Source organism: Streptomyces sp. NPDC051051, assembly GCF_040682975.1.
Lineage (GTDB): Bacteria > Actinomycetota > Actinomycetes > Streptomycetales > Streptomycetaceae > Streptomyces.
This window is the reverse complement of record NZ_JBFBCB010000008.1, coordinates 73,484-88,741: the sequence shown is the minus strand read 5'-3', so window position 1 is coordinate 88,741 and position 15,258 is coordinate 73,484. Positions and strand designations below refer to the sequence as shown.

Annotated in this window: 18 protein-coding genes; 7 read left to right on the top strand and 11 right to left on the bottom strand. The window is 70.3% G+C overall.

Going from position 1 to position 15,258, the window contains the following annotated elements; all coding sequences use genetic code 11:
* Positions 1-62: 62 nt before the first annotated feature.
* Both AB0N31_RS08870 and AB0N31_RS08865 read left to right on the top strand, forming a co-directional pair.
* A complete protein-coding gene (locus tag AB0N31_RS08870) occupies positions 63-1,352 on the top strand; it encodes a hypothetical protein (protein ID WP_366057690.1) in 1,290 nt (429 codons plus the stop codon).
* A 142-nt stretch (positions 1,353-1,494) separates the two neighbouring features.
* The gene (locus tag AB0N31_RS08865) at positions 1,495-2,109 is read left to right on the top strand and encodes a hypothetical protein (protein WP_366057689.1); all 615 of its coding nucleotides are present in this window, start codon (positions 1,495-1,497) and stop codon (positions 2,107-2,109) included.
* Here the strand turns inward: AB0N31_RS08865 and AB0N31_RS08860 are convergent, their stop codons facing one another.
* The 3 genes from AB0N31_RS08860 to AB0N31_RS08850 form a co-directional block, all read right to left on the bottom strand.
* Positions 2,110-3,297 (bottom strand): tachylectin-related carbohydrate-binding protein, encoded by a 1,188-nt coding sequence (locus AB0N31_RS08860; RefSeq protein WP_366057688.1) that lies wholly within the window; start codon positions 3,295-3,297, stop codon positions 2,110-2,112. It lies immediately after the preceding gene.
* Between the two features lie 110 nt (positions 3,298-3,407).
* Entirely contained in the window at positions 3,408-3,572 is a 165-nt protein-coding gene (locus AB0N31_RS08855; RefSeq protein ID WP_366057687.1) for a hypothetical protein, read from the bottom strand.
* Positions 3,573-3,740: 168 nt separating this feature from the next.
* Positions 3,741-4,049 carry a hypothetical protein gene (locus AB0N31_RS08850; RefSeq protein WP_366057686.1) on the bottom strand — a complete coding sequence of 103 codons (309 nt, stop codon included), beginning with the start codon at positions 4,047-4,049 and terminating at the stop codon, positions 3,741-3,743.
* A gap of 164 nt (positions 4,050-4,213) precedes the next feature.
* On the opposite strand from AB0N31_RS08850, the gene AB0N31_RS08845 reads away from it, so the two are divergent.
* A complete protein-coding gene (locus AB0N31_RS08845; RefSeq protein WP_366057685.1) occupies positions 4,214-5,209 on the top strand; it encodes a helix-turn-helix transcriptional regulator in 996 nt (331 codons plus the stop codon).
* 252 nt (positions 5,210-5,461) lie between these two features.
* Here AB0N31_RS08845 and AB0N31_RS08840 read toward each other — a convergent pair whose 3' ends face one another.
* Positions 5,462-5,932: a hypothetical protein gene (locus AB0N31_RS08840; RefSeq protein ID WP_366057684.1), complete on the bottom strand. Its 471-nt coding sequence runs from the start codon at positions 5,930-5,932 to the stop codon at positions 5,462-5,464.
* 313 nt (positions 5,933-6,245) lie between these two features.
* Here AB0N31_RS08840 and AB0N31_RS08835 point away from each other — a divergent pair, with 313 nt between their 5' ends.
* Positions 6,246-6,695: a DUF6153 family protein gene (locus tag AB0N31_RS08835; RefSeq protein ID WP_366057683.1), complete on the top strand. Its 450-nt coding sequence runs from the start codon at positions 6,246-6,248 to the stop codon at positions 6,693-6,695.
* A gap of 114 nt (positions 6,696-6,809) precedes the next feature.
* Positions 6,810-7,472 carry a DUF305 domain-containing protein gene (locus tag AB0N31_RS08830; RefSeq protein ID WP_366057682.1) on the top strand — a complete coding sequence of 221 codons (663 nt, stop codon included), beginning with the start codon at positions 6,810-6,812 and terminating at the stop codon, positions 7,470-7,472.
* 48 nt (positions 7,473-7,520) lie between these two features.
* On the opposite strand, the gene AB0N31_RS08825 is transcribed toward AB0N31_RS08830, so the two are convergent.
* The 3 genes from AB0N31_RS08825 to AB0N31_RS08815 all read right to left on the bottom strand — a co-directional run bounded on the left by AB0N31_RS08825 (position 7,521) and on the right by AB0N31_RS08815 (position 9,187).
* Entirely contained in the window at positions 7,521-7,784 is a 264-nt protein-coding gene (locus AB0N31_RS08825; protein ID WP_366057681.1) for an SHOCT domain-containing protein, read from the bottom strand.
* 642 nt (positions 7,785-8,426) lie between these two features.
* Entirely contained in the window at positions 8,427-8,795 is a 369-nt protein-coding gene (locus tag AB0N31_RS08820) for an MmcQ/YjbR family DNA-binding protein (RefSeq protein WP_354735551.1), read from the bottom strand.
* Entirely contained in the window at positions 8,792-9,187 is a 396-nt protein-coding gene (locus AB0N31_RS08815) for an MmcQ/YjbR family DNA-binding protein (protein ID WP_267020049.1), read from the bottom strand. The genes AB0N31_RS08820 and AB0N31_RS08815 overlap by 4 nt, the downstream gene beginning before the upstream one ends.
* Positions 9,188-9,424: 237 nt before the next feature.
* Between AB0N31_RS08815 and AB0N31_RS08810 the strand changes: the two genes are divergently transcribed.
* Positions 9,425-10,270: an AraC family transcriptional regulator gene (locus AB0N31_RS08810; RefSeq protein ID WP_366057680.1), complete on the top strand. Its 846-nt coding sequence runs from the start codon at positions 9,425-9,427 to the stop codon at positions 10,268-10,270.
* Positions 10,271-10,298: 28 nt separating this feature from the next.
* Here AB0N31_RS08810 and AB0N31_RS08805 read toward each other — a convergent pair whose 3' ends face one another.
* The gene (locus AB0N31_RS08805) at positions 10,299-10,658 is read right to left on the bottom strand and encodes a cyclophilin-like fold protein (protein ID WP_366057679.1); all 360 of its coding nucleotides are present in this window, start codon (positions 10,656-10,658) and stop codon (positions 10,299-10,301) included.
* Between the two features lie 246 nt (positions 10,659-10,904).
* Positions 10,905-11,897, bottom strand: a complete 993-nt coding sequence (locus AB0N31_RS08800) for an aldo/keto reductase (protein ID WP_366057678.1) — start codon at positions 11,895-11,897, stop codon at positions 10,905-10,907.
* A gap of 124 nt (positions 11,898-12,021) precedes the next feature.
* On the opposite strand from AB0N31_RS08800, the gene AB0N31_RS08795 reads away from it, so the two are divergent.
* Positions 12,022-12,642: a TetR family transcriptional regulator gene (locus AB0N31_RS08795; RefSeq protein WP_366057677.1), complete on the top strand. Its 621-nt coding sequence runs from the start codon at positions 12,022-12,024 to the stop codon at positions 12,640-12,642.
* 247 nt (positions 12,643-12,889) lie between these two features.
* Here the strand turns inward: AB0N31_RS08795 and AB0N31_RS08790 are convergent, their stop codons facing one another.
* Together AB0N31_RS08790 and AB0N31_RS08785 are read right to left on the bottom strand one after the other, a co-directional pair.
* Positions 12,890-13,912, bottom strand: a complete 1,023-nt coding sequence (locus AB0N31_RS08790; protein WP_366057676.1) for a zinc-binding dehydrogenase — start codon at positions 13,910-13,912, stop codon at positions 12,890-12,892.
* A gap of 126 nt (positions 13,913-14,038) precedes the next feature.
* On the bottom strand, positions 14,039-14,884 hold the full coding sequence (locus AB0N31_RS08785; RefSeq protein WP_366057675.1) for a carboxylesterase family protein: 846 nt from the start codon (positions 14,882-14,884) through the stop codon (positions 14,039-14,041).
* Between the last annotated feature and the right edge of the window lie 374 nt (positions 14,885-15,258).

The following is a 15,258-nucleotide window of genomic DNA, read 5'->3' as shown; positions in this document are numbered from 1 at the left end:
GGCAGTTGTCCGGGGAGTGACGTGCCATCGCCCGCTCGACTTCCACGCCGCAGGAGAACACCATGAAGCTGGGCAACACCGTTCGTCGCGCCTCCGCCGCCCTCGCCGTCGGCGCCATGTCCCTCGGACTGGTCACGGTCACCGGCGGAGCCGCGCAGGCCGCCGCCTCGTGCACCGGTGACGTGTCGATCTACGGCACGCTGTCGGACGGCAAGCTGACGTACACGCAGATCGCGCCGAACACCGGCGACCGGGTCAAGACGCTGATCGGACCGGCCCTCGGCTTCACGCCCAAGGCGATGGCGACCCTCAACTTCAACACCGTCCTGGTCACCTCGACCGCCGGCGACCTCTACCGGGTGGACGTGCAGACGAACAACACCTCGCTCACCCTCGCCGGGGTCGAGAAGATCTGGGACGGCGGCTGGACCTTCGACAAGATGGTCTACGACGGTGCCGGTCACCTCTACGGAACGGTCGAGGGCCAGCTCCACCAGTACCTCGTGTCGCAGGACAAGCCCCAGGGCTCCGCGCACATAGGCCAGCACGTCGTCATCGACACCGGCTTCATCCTGAAGACGCTGGCCGCGGCCGGCGACGACCGCATCATCGCCTCGACCGCGGACGGCCGTCTGCTCAGCTACAAGATCAACGGCGTGAACGACTGGGACCGCGCGGTCCTGAAATCGAGCGGCTGGTCGGGGGTGGACTCGCTCTCCTCGCCGGGCGGCGGCCTCTACTACGGCCGTACCAACGGCGGCATGTACTGGTACCACGACGTGGACCCGACCGACGGTGACGGCAGCGACATCGCGTACCACTCCAACGACCCGGTGGACGCGTCCGGCTGGACCCAGAGCCTGCTGTCGGCCTACGCGGACAACTGCGCCTACGTGCCGCCGGCCCCTCCGAAGTCCGTACAGGGCGGCACGATCTACCGCAACGAGGTCATCGCCCGGGCCAAGGACTGGTACAACCGCAACGTCCAGTACAGCCAGAGCGCCTACGCCACCGACGTCGACGGCGACCACTCCTACCGCACCGACTGCTCCGGCTTCGTCTCCATGACCTGGCACCTCACCACTTCGCTGACGACTTCGACCCTCCCCGGCGCGGGCACGCAGATCTCCAAGGCCGACCTCCGGCCCGGTGACGCGCTGAACTCCAGCAGCGAGGGGCACGTGGTCCTCTTCGCGGGCTGGAAGGACCAGGACGCGGGCTCCTTCTACTACTACTCCGAGGGCAGCCCGAGTTCCGACATGAACTACTCGACCGCCAACGTCTACAGCGGCACCATCGACAGCCACCCGGCCTCGTCGTACGTCGCCCTGCGCTACGACAAGATCGCCTGACACACCGCCCGACGCCCCGAAGGCCCCGCCGATTCCGGCGGGGCCTTCCGCGTTCCGGTCGGCTGCCCCGAAACGGCCGTCCCGGAACCCTGCCGTCCCCCTTTCAAGATCACCTACGCTCCGTGGAGCCGATCGGACCCGCGTGACCGCAGGAGCCCTCACCGTGCAGCAGACCGGCAGATTCCTCACCGCCGCGACAGCCACCGCAGCAGCCGTGGCGGCTGGCCTGCTCCTTGCCTCGGCACCCGCCGGGGCGGCGCCGAACCGGCAGACGGTCTCCACCGGCCCCACCTGGAGCTGCGCCCCCACCGTCGTCCACACCGCCAGGGCGGGTGCGGGTTTCCAGGCCTGTCTCGTGCGCGACGCGAGCGACGACGCGCAGACCGTCCTGGTGGTCGTCGACGGCCCCGGCTCGGCCGTGACGCTCTCGGTGACCGTCACCTCGGACTTCGCGGCCTCCGCCGGCTGCTCGACGTACACCCTGACGGCCGGAGAGCGCCGGGGCTGCTTCGGCACGACCGCGCACGTGCCGGACTGCCTGGACGGCGCCGGCCACCCCGACCCCGACGACCAGACGTACGGCGGAACCGCCCGGCTCACCGTGAACGGCGTGACCGGATCGACCAGTTCACCGAGGACCGGCTGCATCCCCGTCCGAGACACCGCGGCCCCGGCGGCCCCGGGCCCGGACGGCTCACGCGAAAGGGCGGCGCCCCCTCGGTCCGAGGGGGCGCCGCCCTTTCCTGTGTCCAGGTGATCAGTACCAGTTGTTGGCCCGCCAGAAGTCCCACGCGCCGCACGGCGAGCCGTAGCGGCCGTCGATGTAGCTCAGCCCCCACTTGATCTGGGTGAGGGGGTTCTCCTTCCAGTCGTCGCCCGCGACATCCATCTTGGAGGCGGGCAGCGACTGCGGGATGCCGTAGGCGCCGGAGGACGGGTTGGTGGCGTTCCAGCGCCAGTTGCTCTCGTGGTCCCAGAGCTGCTCCAGGCAGGACCACTGGGCGGAAGTGGCCCAGGCGGCGTCCTTGTTGTTCATCATCTGCCGGCCGGCGGCCTTGACCTCGGTGCTGTCGTCCCGGTCGACCGTGTCCGTGGTGGTGGTGCAGGTGTAGGTGCCCGGCTGGGCGGACAGCAGCTTCTGCGTCCAGCCGCTGGTGTTGACCGGGTCGTCCAGGTGGTACGAGATGTCGGAACCGGAGCCGTCGGTGGGGTTGGCGTCCTTGTACCAGTACATGGCGCCGGTCGAGAGCCGACCGTAGTAGAGGCCGCCGCCGGGCGAGACGAGCTGGTTGAAGCCGGACCAGCCGGACGTCTTCAGGGCGTTGCTCTTCCAGGAGCCGGCGCCGGCGATCGAGTAGTCGAGCAGGCGCCCGTCCTCGGTGGTGGCGCTGAGCCGGTCGTCGCCGGTGGCGGTGAGCGTCTTCAGGACGAACCCGGTGTCGATCTCGGTGCGCACCCCGATGTGCTGGGAGCCCGCGGGCTTGTCCTCGGTCACGTTGTAGCGCAGCAGCAGGCCCGCGGCCGTGGTGCCGTAGAGGTGGCCGTGGCCGTCGTAGGTGAGCTTGTCGTGGGTCCAGCCGCTGTCGGCGATCTTCACCGGTGCGTTGAGCAGGGCCAGGCTGGTGTTGTTGGTCTTGACGTCGACGCGGTAGAGGGCGCCGGAGGTCGACGTCATCAGCACGGTGTTGAAGTTGAGGGTCGCCATCGCCTTCGGCTCGAAGCCGAGGTCGGGGCCGACGAGCACCTTGGCGAGGTCGCCGGTGGCCGGGTTGATGCTGCTGAAGGTCAGCCTGCCGTCGTCGAGCACACCGTAGATGTTGACCCCGCCCGAACAGGTGGTGGCCGCTTCGGCGGTGGAGGCGGTGACCGTCAGGAGTCCGGTGGTGAGGACGCCGGCGGTCAGCAGGCCCGCGATTCTACGGCCGTTCGTGCGGATGTTCTTCACTTTTCGGTCCCCCCTGGGGCAGGTGCGATCGGTCGGTCGGGCATCGGAAGGCGGTCGGCGGTGCGACCCGTGCGCAAGGTGCGTGCCGCCGGGTGGAGGCGGCGGCCGGTCTACTGCCAGCCAGCATCGGCCGGGGCGACCTGCCAGCCGGCGTCGGCGACGACGGAGGAGGACGTGTCGGCTTCGGACGGGGACGCGACGGCCGGGGCGGCGACGGAGGCGGCGATGACGAGGGAGGCGACCACGGCGGCCTTGACGATCCGAGTGCGAAGCATGACTGGTCCCGTTTCTGAATCGATTGCGGTGTCCCGGTCCGGTGGCCGCGTCCCGCGGTGACGCTCGCCCTGGCCGGTGATCAATAGCTTCGTCGCAGCTCAAGGCCGTGAGAAGGGCCCACGGGTGGACGGAAGGGGCCTTGGACTCATGCGTCCACGGCGGCCGTTTCAGTCCACCGGCTGCGGCACGAACGCCAACGGCAGCAGCGGTACCCCCGCGCCGGTCAGCCGTGCCGCCGCCAACTGCGGTACGGCGTCACGCAGTCGGCCGCAGACCCGGACGGCCCGCTCCTCCGCCTCGTCGAGCGCACCGGCCACGACGTAGAAGCCGAGCGTGAGCGTGGACGAGGAGCGGGGGTGCACGGCGACGTGCTCGACACGGTCACCGGGGAGAATTGCTGATCGCACCAGGACCTTGACGTCGTGCGGGAGTCGTTCTCCGTACGGCAGTTCCAGATGCGTGTGCACAAGGTACATGCGCTCCAGGGTCGCAAGCGGAGAACCCCCAGGGGCCCCTCCGGCGTGGCCGGTTGAGGCCGGGGCCCGTTCCGGCCTCCCGCTCTCTCCCCGTGACGGAGCCTCACCTGTCTGCGAAGATCTTGTTCGAATCAGGGACGTGTCGTGCAGAAAATGGGGGCCACATGTTGACCGCACTCGGACTCGACACCGTCGCGGAGACGGTGTACCGCGCCATGCTCAGAGAGCCGGCGGCCGGCGTCACGGCGCTGACCGCCGAGGTGGGGTTGCCCGAGGAGGAGGTGCGCGACGCCCTCGACACGCTGAGCGAACTGGCTCTGGTGCGTCCCGCCGCCGGGGACGCGGGCCGGCTCCGCGCGGTCTCCCCCGACATCGGCATGGAGATCCTGATGGCCCGCCAGCAAGCGCAACTGGCGGCTCACCAGCAGCGTCTGGAGGCCTCCCGGGCGGCCGCGGCCCAGCTCATATCCGAGTACGCCGAACTCCGACCGGACGCCAGTCACCCGGGGGTGGAACAGCTCGTCGGACTCGACCAGATCCGCGACCGGCTGGCGGTGCTCACCCGTGAGGTGACGGAGGAGTTCCTGGCCTTCGCGCCGGGCGGGCCGCAGACCGCCGAGAACATGGCCGCGTCCCGGCCGCTGAACCAGGACCTCCTCGGCCGCGGGGTCCGCATGCGGACGATCTACCTCGACAGCGTCCGCACCCACCGGCCGACCGTCGAACACGCCACCTGGCTCTCCGGGCTGGGCGGCCGGGTCCGCACGGTCCCCTCCCTGCCGACCCGCATGATCCTCATGGACCGGCGGATCGCCATGATCCCGGTCAGCAGCGACGACACCGCCGCCGGAGCGGTCCTGCTGACCGGGCAGGGCACGCTCACCGCGCTGTGCGCGCTCTTCGAGACCACCTGGGAGGCCGCCCAGCCGCTCGGCGAGGTCGTCCCCACCGATCCCCACGGCCTCACCGGCCAGCAGGCGACCGCCCTGAGACTGCTGGCCGAGGGCCACACCGACGAGACGATCGCCAAGCGGCTCGGGGTCTCCCACCGCACGGCCCGGCGGATCGCCTCCGAACTGATGGACCGCCTCGCCGCCCGCAGCCGCTTCGAGGCCGGCGTCCGGGCCGTCCAGCAGGGCTGGCTTCCGGCCTGCCCCTGACCGCACGGCCGCGGACCCGGCCCCGACGTCCTCCCCGGGGTTCGCGCGGATGGCCCGAACAGGTGCCGTCGTGCCGCCCGCGGATCCGCGGTCCACCGTCACGACGCCCTCCGAACCTGCTCCGGCAGTCCGGACTCGGCCTGGAGCCCGACTTCGCCGACGGCCCCGCACCGCACCGAGGAACCGACCGGGTCACCGGCCGCGGGGCCCTGATCCCGAACGCCACTCGGGCCGAAGGGGAGGAGGTTCCTCTCAGCTGTCCAGCCCGGCGCAGAGGGTGCTCACCTTCTCGTGGGCGGCCACCGCCCCGGCACCCTTCACGTCGAAGGTCTGCAGACGTCTCGTGATGTCCTGCAGAGCCTTGTCCAGAGCCTCGTAGCGGCTGTCCGACTTGGCTGCGGAGTGGGCCAGGGCGGCAGCACCGCCGGCACGGTTGTAGAAGGCCTCGGAGGCGTTGTCGTCGTCACCGAACACCTTGCTCAACGCGGGGACCCGTTCCCATGCCTCGCAGGCGCCCGCCGCATCGGCCGCCGCGTCGTCGAGCCCGGTGCCGGACGCCGCGCCGCCCGGGCCGACCCACAGGAGCCAGCCGATACCGAGGCCCGCACCGGCGGCGACGAGGGCGGCCACCAGCGGCGCGACCCACCGGGAGGGGGCACGGGCGCCGGCGGCCGGAGCCGGCGGGGTGGCGGGGGGAGGCGGTACGGGCGCAGGGGCAGTCATCGAAACGGCTTCCTTCGGCATACGGGGAGACGGACCGGTCACGGGCACCGACCGCAAGTGAACCACCCCCGCCACCGGCCGTGTTGACGAAACCGGACGCCCATCCCCCCGACGTCGCCGGGCCCGGGCTCCTGTCCCGTCCGAGCGCCCGTCGCCTGGGTGCGGCCGCCTCTCCGGTCGCCGACCCGAACGGCTGCGGGGTCGACGAGGGGGAACCGACGGCGAAGGGCTCCGGCGGCCCGGAGTCGCGCAGTCGGCCCAACGGACCGCTCCTGCGGCGGCGGAGCCGGCGGGCCTGCGTAGCATGAGGGCTGTGACAGCCCGTGCAGAGCACCTCCGAGCGTCATCACCCGCGGGGTGGTGGCCGGCGCTGCTGGTGCTCGGGCTGCTGGTCGGCCTGATCGGCATGCACGGCCTCGCACCGGGCGGATCCACCGGCACCGGCCACCACTCCTCGTCCTCCTCCCACTCCCGGCCCCCCTGGGGCTCCCCCCACTCCGCCGCCGCGCAGCACGCGGAGCCGACGGTGGTGAGTGCCGCACACCTCTGCCACGGCGGCGGTGACGGCCGCGGGCACGCGGAGCATGCCGATCCGACGTGTTCCTCGGGCGCCGTCGGCGCGGGCCCGCTCCTTCCCGTGCCGGCCCTCGACCCCACCGGTCGGGCGGGGGAACCGGTGGGCGGCCGCTCGTCCACGACGACCGGACCGGAGGGCGCTCGCGCGCCTCCGTCCCTCGCCGAGCTGCAACTCCTGCGGATATAGGCCGGTTCCGAGCCGTGTCGCCGCCGCCGCGCGTATCGCGGCGGGCAGGCGTACGGCTCTCCGCCGTGTCCCGCGCCCTTCGCGCGCCCCTTCGCACACCGCAGGAGTTCCCGCATGACCAGCACTCGTTCCCTGATCCGCCGCGCCGCGCTCGGCACGGTGGCCGTCACCGCCGCCCTCGTCCTCGCCGCCTGCGGCAGCGACGACGGCGGTTCCGACTCCGGAGCCGGCGCCGGCTCCGCGGCCGGGGAGTCGGCCCCGGCGAGCGCCGCGACCACCGCCGAAGCGCACAACGACCAGGACGTGTCCTTCGCGCAGGGCATGATCCCGCACCACGAGCAGGCCGTTCAGATGGCCCGCATGGCGGAGAGCCGCGCCTCCTCCAGCAAGGTGAAGGACCTCGCCGCACGCATCGAGAAGGCGCAGGACCCGGAGATCACGACCATGTCCGGGTGGCTGAAGGCGTGGGGTGAGGACGTGCCCACCTCCATGCCCGGCATGGACCACTCGATGCACGGCACGGACGGGTCCTCGGACCCGGGCATGCCCGGGATGATGGACACCGAGGACATGGACGAGCTGATGAGGGAGTCCGGCAAGGGCTTCGACTCGATGTTCCTCACCATGATGGTCGAGCACCACGAGGGGGCCGTGGAGATGGCCACCACGGAGAAGGAGAAGGGCCGGTACGCGCCGGCCAAGGAGATGGCCGCGGACATCATCACCGCGCAGAACGCCGAGATCGAGGAGATGAACAAGCTCCTCGGCAAGAGCTGACGACACCACCGTGCGGGGTCCGGGCCCGCGTCCGCGCGGGCCCGGGTCTCAGGGTTTGGTGAGGGGGCCGGCGTGCAACGCGCTCAGGCGGCGCCGGTACTCCTCCTCGTCGATCTCCCCGCGGGCCAGCCGCTCCCGGAGGATGTCGTCCGGGGTGGGCGGGGCCGGGGTGCGGGTGTGTTGCCGCGGGCTGTCGAGGGCGCGGATGCACAGCACGACGACCGTGATGACCAAGGCCCAGAACAGGATCATGCCGGTGGACATCGCGAACCAGCCCCACCCGCCGACGTCGTGGTCGTACCAGAACATCATCGCCACTCACCTGCTTCGGCGTGCCGGCGATCGGAGGGCCGGACGGCCCCCGGGACTTCTCGCCTTCACCGACATGGTCCCTCCGGCCGGGGCGGCGGGGCCGGGGCCGGACGGTCCAGGGTCACTGGGCCGTTCGGCCCTTGCCCGGCGGGGGTACGGCCCCGTGTCGCGTCCGCCACCGACGGCCCGAGCGAGGAAGACCGACAGCGCTGACGGCTGCTCGGGCCGGCCGCCGGGACGCTCGGCCCACGTCGGTGCTCCGCCCGCGACAAGGGAACGTTTCCTCTGGCCGGGGGCCGTGCAGAGTGGGGCGGGTGGGACTCGAACCCACGGCCGGCGGATTATGAGTCCTTTGAGGATCTTGGCGGCCCTTGTCGATCAATGCCAATCTTGGCCGTTTCCCCAGCTCAGACGCGGTATGGCGCCTCAGTGCTTCTCGGCCCTTGTCAGTCTTTTCCGATCCTTGTGTCCAACCTGCGTCCAGAACGCGTCCCGGATGGGCACGCTCACCCGGTTCACGGACCCTCTTCCCAGCCGAGGAGAGGCTCTCGAAACCATGCGGAAGCGGACGGGGTGAGCCGTGCACTGGGCACTGGGCACTGACAGGTGTGGCTCAGCCGCTCGTGGGGAAGCTCGCGGTGCTCATCGGGCACTGGGGCGGTCGCGTCGCGGCAGCCGCTCGGCGACCAGGTCGTAGGAATCTTCGACCGCGTCGGTGACCAGCCGCTCGGTGATGCCGGGGCCAGGCCCGAGCGAGATCCAGTGGCGTTTGTCGAGGTAGCGGCCCGGTGAGATCGAGGGGTAGCCGCTTACATGCGCGCGGGCGTGTTCGGGTTCGCACTTGACCGTGATGATCTGTTCGTCCGGGTCGTCGGTGACGATCAGGAACACTTTCCCCGCGACCTTGTACACGTCGAGTCCCGGGGTGAAGGGGTAGCCGTGGCTGACGTCGGGGAGGGCCAGGGCCGCCCGGCGGGCGGTGCCCTGGAGCCGCTCACCCGCCGCGCTCACCGGGCCCCCCGCGTGCCGGTGCCGTAGGTGTGCGGGTCGACAGGCCGCTCGGCCTTGGGCAGGTGAGCGACAACGAGACGATAGGAGTCGGTGACGAGCTCCCTGACGAGTTCCTCGTCGACGCCTTCTCCGCTCTCCAGGGTGATCCAGTGCTTCTTGTTCATGTGGTAGCCGGGGGAGATGTGGCTGTACTGCTCCCGCAGGGCGTAGGCCTCTCCGGGGTCCGCCTTGAGGATCACGACAGGCCGCCCCGGGACGTCGGTCATCAGCATGAACACCTTGCCGCGCACCTTGTAGACCTCCCAGTCGGGGCCGAAGGGGTGCTCCAGCTGGGCCCCGGGGAGTTCCTCCGCGCAGTCGGCGGCGGTCTTGTGCAAGGCCGATCCATTCATGGGTGGTGAGCCTCCTCAGGTGGTGACGGGCTGCGGCATCGCAGAAGGCGCGGAGCGCGCCGCGCGGGCGCGCCGGCACGTCCCATCCTTCCGCCGCAGCCGACCGGAAGGGCGGTAGGCTGCGGACACGTGATGGTCGACAAGCGACACCCCGACCCGAGCGGAAGCACGGCCGGACCAGCTGCGGTTCAGCTGTACGATTTCCAGCCCCCGGTCGGTACTCCCTACGGTCTTGAAGTGAGTACCGTCGAGGATTTCTTCGCCCAGCACGACGACTGGCCGTGGAACCCGCCCCGGCCGGGCCGTGCCACCTTCCACTACCTCATCGCGGTCACCGAGGGTGAGCTGCTACACGACGTCGACTACGTGACGTGGACCGTCGCGCCCGGTCAGTGGCTGTGGGTGCGTCCGGGGCATGCCCAGTGCTGGCATCCGCCCGGCGCGGCCCGCGGCCCGTTCATCCTGTTCGAACCGGACGTGCTGCGGCCCGACCTCGCCCGTCTCCTGGCCCCGCTCACCGCGCACGAGGCCCCTGCCGTGCTGAGCCCGCGCCCCGACGACACCGCCTGGCTCCAGCAGACGGCACTCCAGCTCCTGGACGAACACCGCGCACTGGGGCGCCGCCCCCTCGCCATCCACCACGCCCTGCGGCGCAGCCTGCTCGAATCACTGCTGCTGCGCCTGGCCGACTCCCCGGGCATCGCCCCCATCGGCACGGCCACGGCCCACGCGGGCCGCGCCGACCGGTACCGGCGCTTCCTGGACGCCTTGGAGCTGCACTTCCGCGAACTCCACCAAGCCGCAGACTACGCCGAGTTGCTCGGCTGCTCGGTCCGCACCCTCAGCCGCGCCGCCCAAGACGCCACCGGCAAGGGAGTACGTGAACTCATCGACGAGCGGCGCCTCGTCGAAGCCCGGCGCCTGCTGAGAGGCGCCCAATGGGATGCCCGGACCGTGGCCGTGCACCTCGGCTTCACCGATCCCGCGAACTTCGGCCGCTTCTTCCGCGACCGCACCGGCCTCACCCCGTCCGCCTTCGCGGGCGGCGAATCCCCGATTCTCCCCCCTCGCTCCCTTTGTTGACGAGATCTCGGTGGTTTCCGGCTGGGTCTCAGTCGATGGCCTCGATGGCGACGACCGCGCCGTCGTACTTCTTGAGGGCATCGGCCCCCAAGTGGTCGATTTTCCCGAGGATCACGATGCCGGGGTCGGGGATGGACTCGCCGTCGTGGTCATAGAAGACGGCGATGTCGGGACCAGGTGACCAGTAGGCGATGTCGCCGATCTCGTAGCTGAACCGCGGCTCGCCTCCCACGGCGAGAGACCGGGACAGGTGACCGTGCTTCTCGCGCTTGAACAGGTCATCCATCCGCAGAGTCAGCGGAAGCAGCGAGGCGAAGTCGCGTGCCGTCGCGTTGTCGTCGAGGGTTGCGTTGAGGACGGTCGCTCCGGCGGTCAGTCGGATTCTCATAGGGGTTCCGCTCTTCGGGGTGTAGTTGCAGTAATCGTCAGGCCGACTCGGACGCCGCGTTCATCGGGTACGAGCTTCACTTCGGCACGGACCGCGTGAAGGCAACTTCGACGTCACCGCGATGGCAAGTCGGTTGAATTACCATTCTCGGCCGCCGGGCCGGTTGACGATGATGACCCGCACGTCACCTGTGCGGCGTCACCGGCTGCTGTCGACTGGCCCGTGCGGGCCGCGTGGAGGGGCGGTTCAGTCGGTGGTGAAGCTGGACAGCATCGCGGCCGGGAGGCGGCTGCCTGCCGAGCCGTGGGGAAGGATCTCGGCGATGCGGGCCAGATCGGTGGCGGAGAGCTGGACGTCGGTGGCGCCGGCGTTCTCCTCAAGGCGCTTGGTGCTGCGGGTGCCGGGAATGGGCGCGACGTCCTCGCCCTGGGCGAGCAGCCAGGCCAGCGCGAGCTGGGCGACGGTGATACCCGCGGTGCCGGCCAGGTCCTTGAGCTGCTCGGTGGCGTGCAGGTTGTACGTGTAGTTCTCGCCCTGCCAACGCTCGTCCCAGCTGCGCATGTCGTCCGCGGGGTATTCGCCGGCGGGCTTGACCTGGCCGGTGAGGAAGCCGCGACCGAGCGGGGAGTAGGGCACCAGGCCGACGCCGAGTTCCCGCAGAACGGGAAGGATCTCCTCCTCGACCTCCCGCTCGAAGAGCGAGTACTCGTACTGGAGCACGGAGACCGGGGTGACGGCGTGGGCGCGGCGGATGTACTGGGGGCCGACGTTGCTCAGGCCGAAGTACTTCACCTTGCCTTCGATGATCAGTTCGCCGACCACGCCGGCGACCTCCTCGACCGGAACGTCCGGGTCGGAGATGTGCTGGTAGAAGAGGTCGATGCGGTCGCTCTGCAGGTGGCGCAGGCTGTTCTCGGCGACCTTGCGGATGTTTTCCGGGCGGCTGTTGAAGCCGGGGCTGAGCGCCGGGGCGGTCATGTCGAAGCCGAACTTGGTCGCGAGGACCACCTCGTCGCGGAAGTCTTTGACCGCCTTGCCCAGGAGGATCTCGTTGCTGCCGGCACCGGCGCCGTACAGCTCGGCGGTGTCGAAGAAGTCGATCCCGAGTTCGTGGGCGCGGCGAATGGTCGCGAGGCTTTCGTCGTCGTTCGAGGCGCCGTAGGCCATGGACATGCCCATGGTCCCCAGGCCGAGCGCCGAGACGCGCAGGCCCTGAGAGCCCAGATTGCGGTGCTGCATGAGTTCACTCCCTCAGTGGTTCGCCGGCTTCACCCGCAGAGGCCAAACCGAACTGTTCCGTTTGACCCTACGCGCCAATCATCCGGATGCCAAACCAAACGGTTCGGTGCTCTATCCTGGGCCCATGTCCCAGTCCCGCGACTCCGGCCAGACCGCAGCTCCCGCCGCCGCCGGCGACACCACGCGCGAGCGCATCCTTGCCGCTGCCATGGAGGAGTTCGCCCGCCACGGCATCGCCGGCGCCCGCGTGGACCGCATCGCCAAGCTCGCCAAGACCAGCAAAGAACGCGTCTACGCCTACTTCCGCAGCAAAGACGCGCTCTATGCCGCTGTCGCTGCACGGGAGTATGTCGTCATCGCCGAGGCCACCCAGATAGACCCGACCGACCTCCCTGGCTACGCGGGCCGCCTGTTCGACTACTTCGTCGCCCGTCCAGACCACCACCGCCTGATCACCTGGGGCCGCCTCGAACTACCGGGCACCGCTACCGGTGCCGCCGATCCCACCCAGGCAGCGATCACCCGCAAAATCGACCTGCTCCGCCAGGTGCAGCAGGCCGGACAGCTCGACCCCGCCTGGGACCCGGCCGACGTCCTCGCCCTGGTCAACCAGATCGCCACGACCTGGGCGTCACAACCCGAACTCAGCGAGGCCGCCGCCGCACACGCCGTGGACCCCACCACCGCCGCCCGCCGCGCCGCGGTGGTGACCGCTGTCGAGCGGCTTTTCCCTCGAGCACGCTGAGGTCGCCCGGACCGGCGGCAGCCTGCTCGAACATTACCGAAACGGTGCCGGCCGCCGTTGCCGCTGCCCATGGGCGCATCCTGCTGACGAATCAGAGCTCCTGGCCAGGGGAACAGGTGCCTGGTGGGGCAGGCACGGGCGCCCCTTGCGCCTCACGCGGTGTCAGGATTTCGTGCTCACCGGCGCTTACGTTGTCGGCCCTCGCACATCGGGAGTGGTTGGTTGTCGTTTCTCGGTTGCCCAGGTCTCAGTCGCCCAGGACGACGACGTGCTTGCCCGGCGTGGTGCCGGACTCGACGTCGGCCTGGGCGTCACGGACCTGCTCCAGGCCGTGGTAGACCTTCGCGACCGGGACGTTGAGGCGTCCTGCGGCGATGGCCTGGAGCTGGTGGGCGAAGACGTCGGCCGGGAGGTCGGCTGCCTGACCGCCATAGGACGTCAGCCGCACCCCGCCCGGGATCATGAACGGGCTGAAATCGGGGATCGTCCACTGGCCCGCCAGGGCTCCGGTGAAGCAGGCAGTGCCGTGCCGACGAACGGTGCGGAGGGTGTCGGCGAGGACCGAGCAGCCCACCAGCTCCAGTACGGCGTCGACACCCTCCGGCATCAGCTCGCGCACCTGGTCGGCGATCGTGCCGCTGTCGACGAGGGGATGGTCGACGCCTGCGGCCCGCAATTCCCCGGCCCGACCGGGGCTGCGGGTGGTGGACAGGACGGTGGCTCCGAGGTCCTTCGCGATCGTGGCCGCGCTCAGCCCGACCGTGGAGGTGCCGCCGCGGATCAGCAGCGTCTGCCCGGCCTTGAGGTCCAGGCCGGTGGTCAGCGATCCGTAGGCGGTCTGGAACATCTCCGGCAGCGCACCGACGACCTCCCACGGCAGACCGGACTCGAACGGGATGACCTGCCCGGCTGGGACGCTCACGTACTGGGCGTACGTGCCGTCGTAGGAGCGGCCCATGCCGCCCATCATCGTGGCCACCTGCTGTCCCGGCCGCAGCCCGCTGTCCTCATCGGCCTCATCGACCACGCCGACGCCCTCGATGCCGGGCACACGCGGGTAGCTGACCTCCGCATCCGACTCGCCCTTGCGGGTGGTGACCTCGGACTCGTTGACGCCGAACGCCTTCACCCTGATCCGCACCCAGCCGGGCTTGCGTGCGGGCACCGGCACATCCTGGATCTCCAGTGCGTCGAGGCCGCCGGGCCGGGTGACGACGACGGCCCGCATCGTCGCCGGTGCGGCGCCATCGGCTGCTGTCGGTCGGCTCATTCCGAGCTCCTTGTCGTATTCGCCCCCGGATGTGAAGGCGGAGCCGAGGCTCCGGGCGCAGGTACCCGGGGGATCAGCCCGTGGTGGCCCTACGCCGTCGCATATCTCGGTATCGCCTGGTATCCGTCAGGGACGGTCGATGTTCTCCCAGAGGCCGAGGGCCGCCTGATAGTGGTCGCCGGCCTCGAAGGGCAGATTGCCGACGCTCCCCGAAGTGAGCCGGTCCGCGACAGCGGGCCACAGACGGACCTGCTCACCGGTAGCGAAGTCGAGCACGATGTCGCGGATACGCGTGTCACGCTCGGCCTGTTCCGGGCTGCGGCCCGGCTTTTCCTGGCCGACCAGGGCGTCCATCTCGGTGCCGTGCACGGCGGGCGCGCCCTCGGCGGGCCCGATCAGAAGGAGATGGGCGTTGCCGCCCGCCGCGGTGTGCGCCAGGGCGCCGCGGGCTGCGGGGAGCCCGAAGGTGGCATAGGCGCCGCCGCTGTGGCCGTAGACGGTGACGTTGTCGGGGTCGCCGCCGAAGTGGGCGATGTTCTGCTTGATCCAGGTCAGCGCGGCGATGACGTCCTGCAGACAGAGGTTGCTGGCTTCGGCGAGCCGGTAGTTGACCGACACGCCCACCACTCGCCCCGTCGCGGCGAGACCGGAGGCGTTGGAGGTGATCTGGGTGTTCGCGCCGTACTCGAATCCGCCGCCGTGGATGTACACGGTCACCGGGAGCGCCTTGTCGGCCGGCTGCTCAGGGGCCCACACGTTCAGGTTCAGGCAGTCCTCGCCCATCCCGCTGTCCGCTTCGAGCCAGTCGCCGCTGTCAGGCTGGACAGAGACGACGCCCTTGCGGTCATAGGGTCGGTCTGGATCGAAGTCCGCGACCACGGGGCGGCGATACCGCTCGGCGGTGGCGTATGGGATCCCCCACCAGGACCGCACCCCTGGTGCAGTCGGAGCCTTGGGAGCGGTAGCGGTCATTGCACGTCCTTCCAGCGCGGTTCGGGTGTTCGCGCGATGCTTCGGGGCTGGTTGCTCGCGGTGACGTCTCCCATCGTTTCCAGGGATCCGGCAAAACGCCCGGCGGGTGGCGGTCACCCGGTGGTCATCAGGTGACACTTCGGCAACAAGATCTCGGTGCAGGCCATGAGCTTCTCCTACATGGCCGACGGCCGGATCGTTGGCCAACGGGCCAGCCCTGACCTCCCGCAAGAGGTCGGTCTCTTCTTCTTGATCCGACGTCTTCGCGCGAACAGCGCCCGCTGCGGTGAGACCTGTACTCCCTGCCACCGAGACCCGTAGGGGTGCGGTGTTGCGGCTGCTGAGGCGGTCGAGGGAGATGCGCAGGAGGCGGC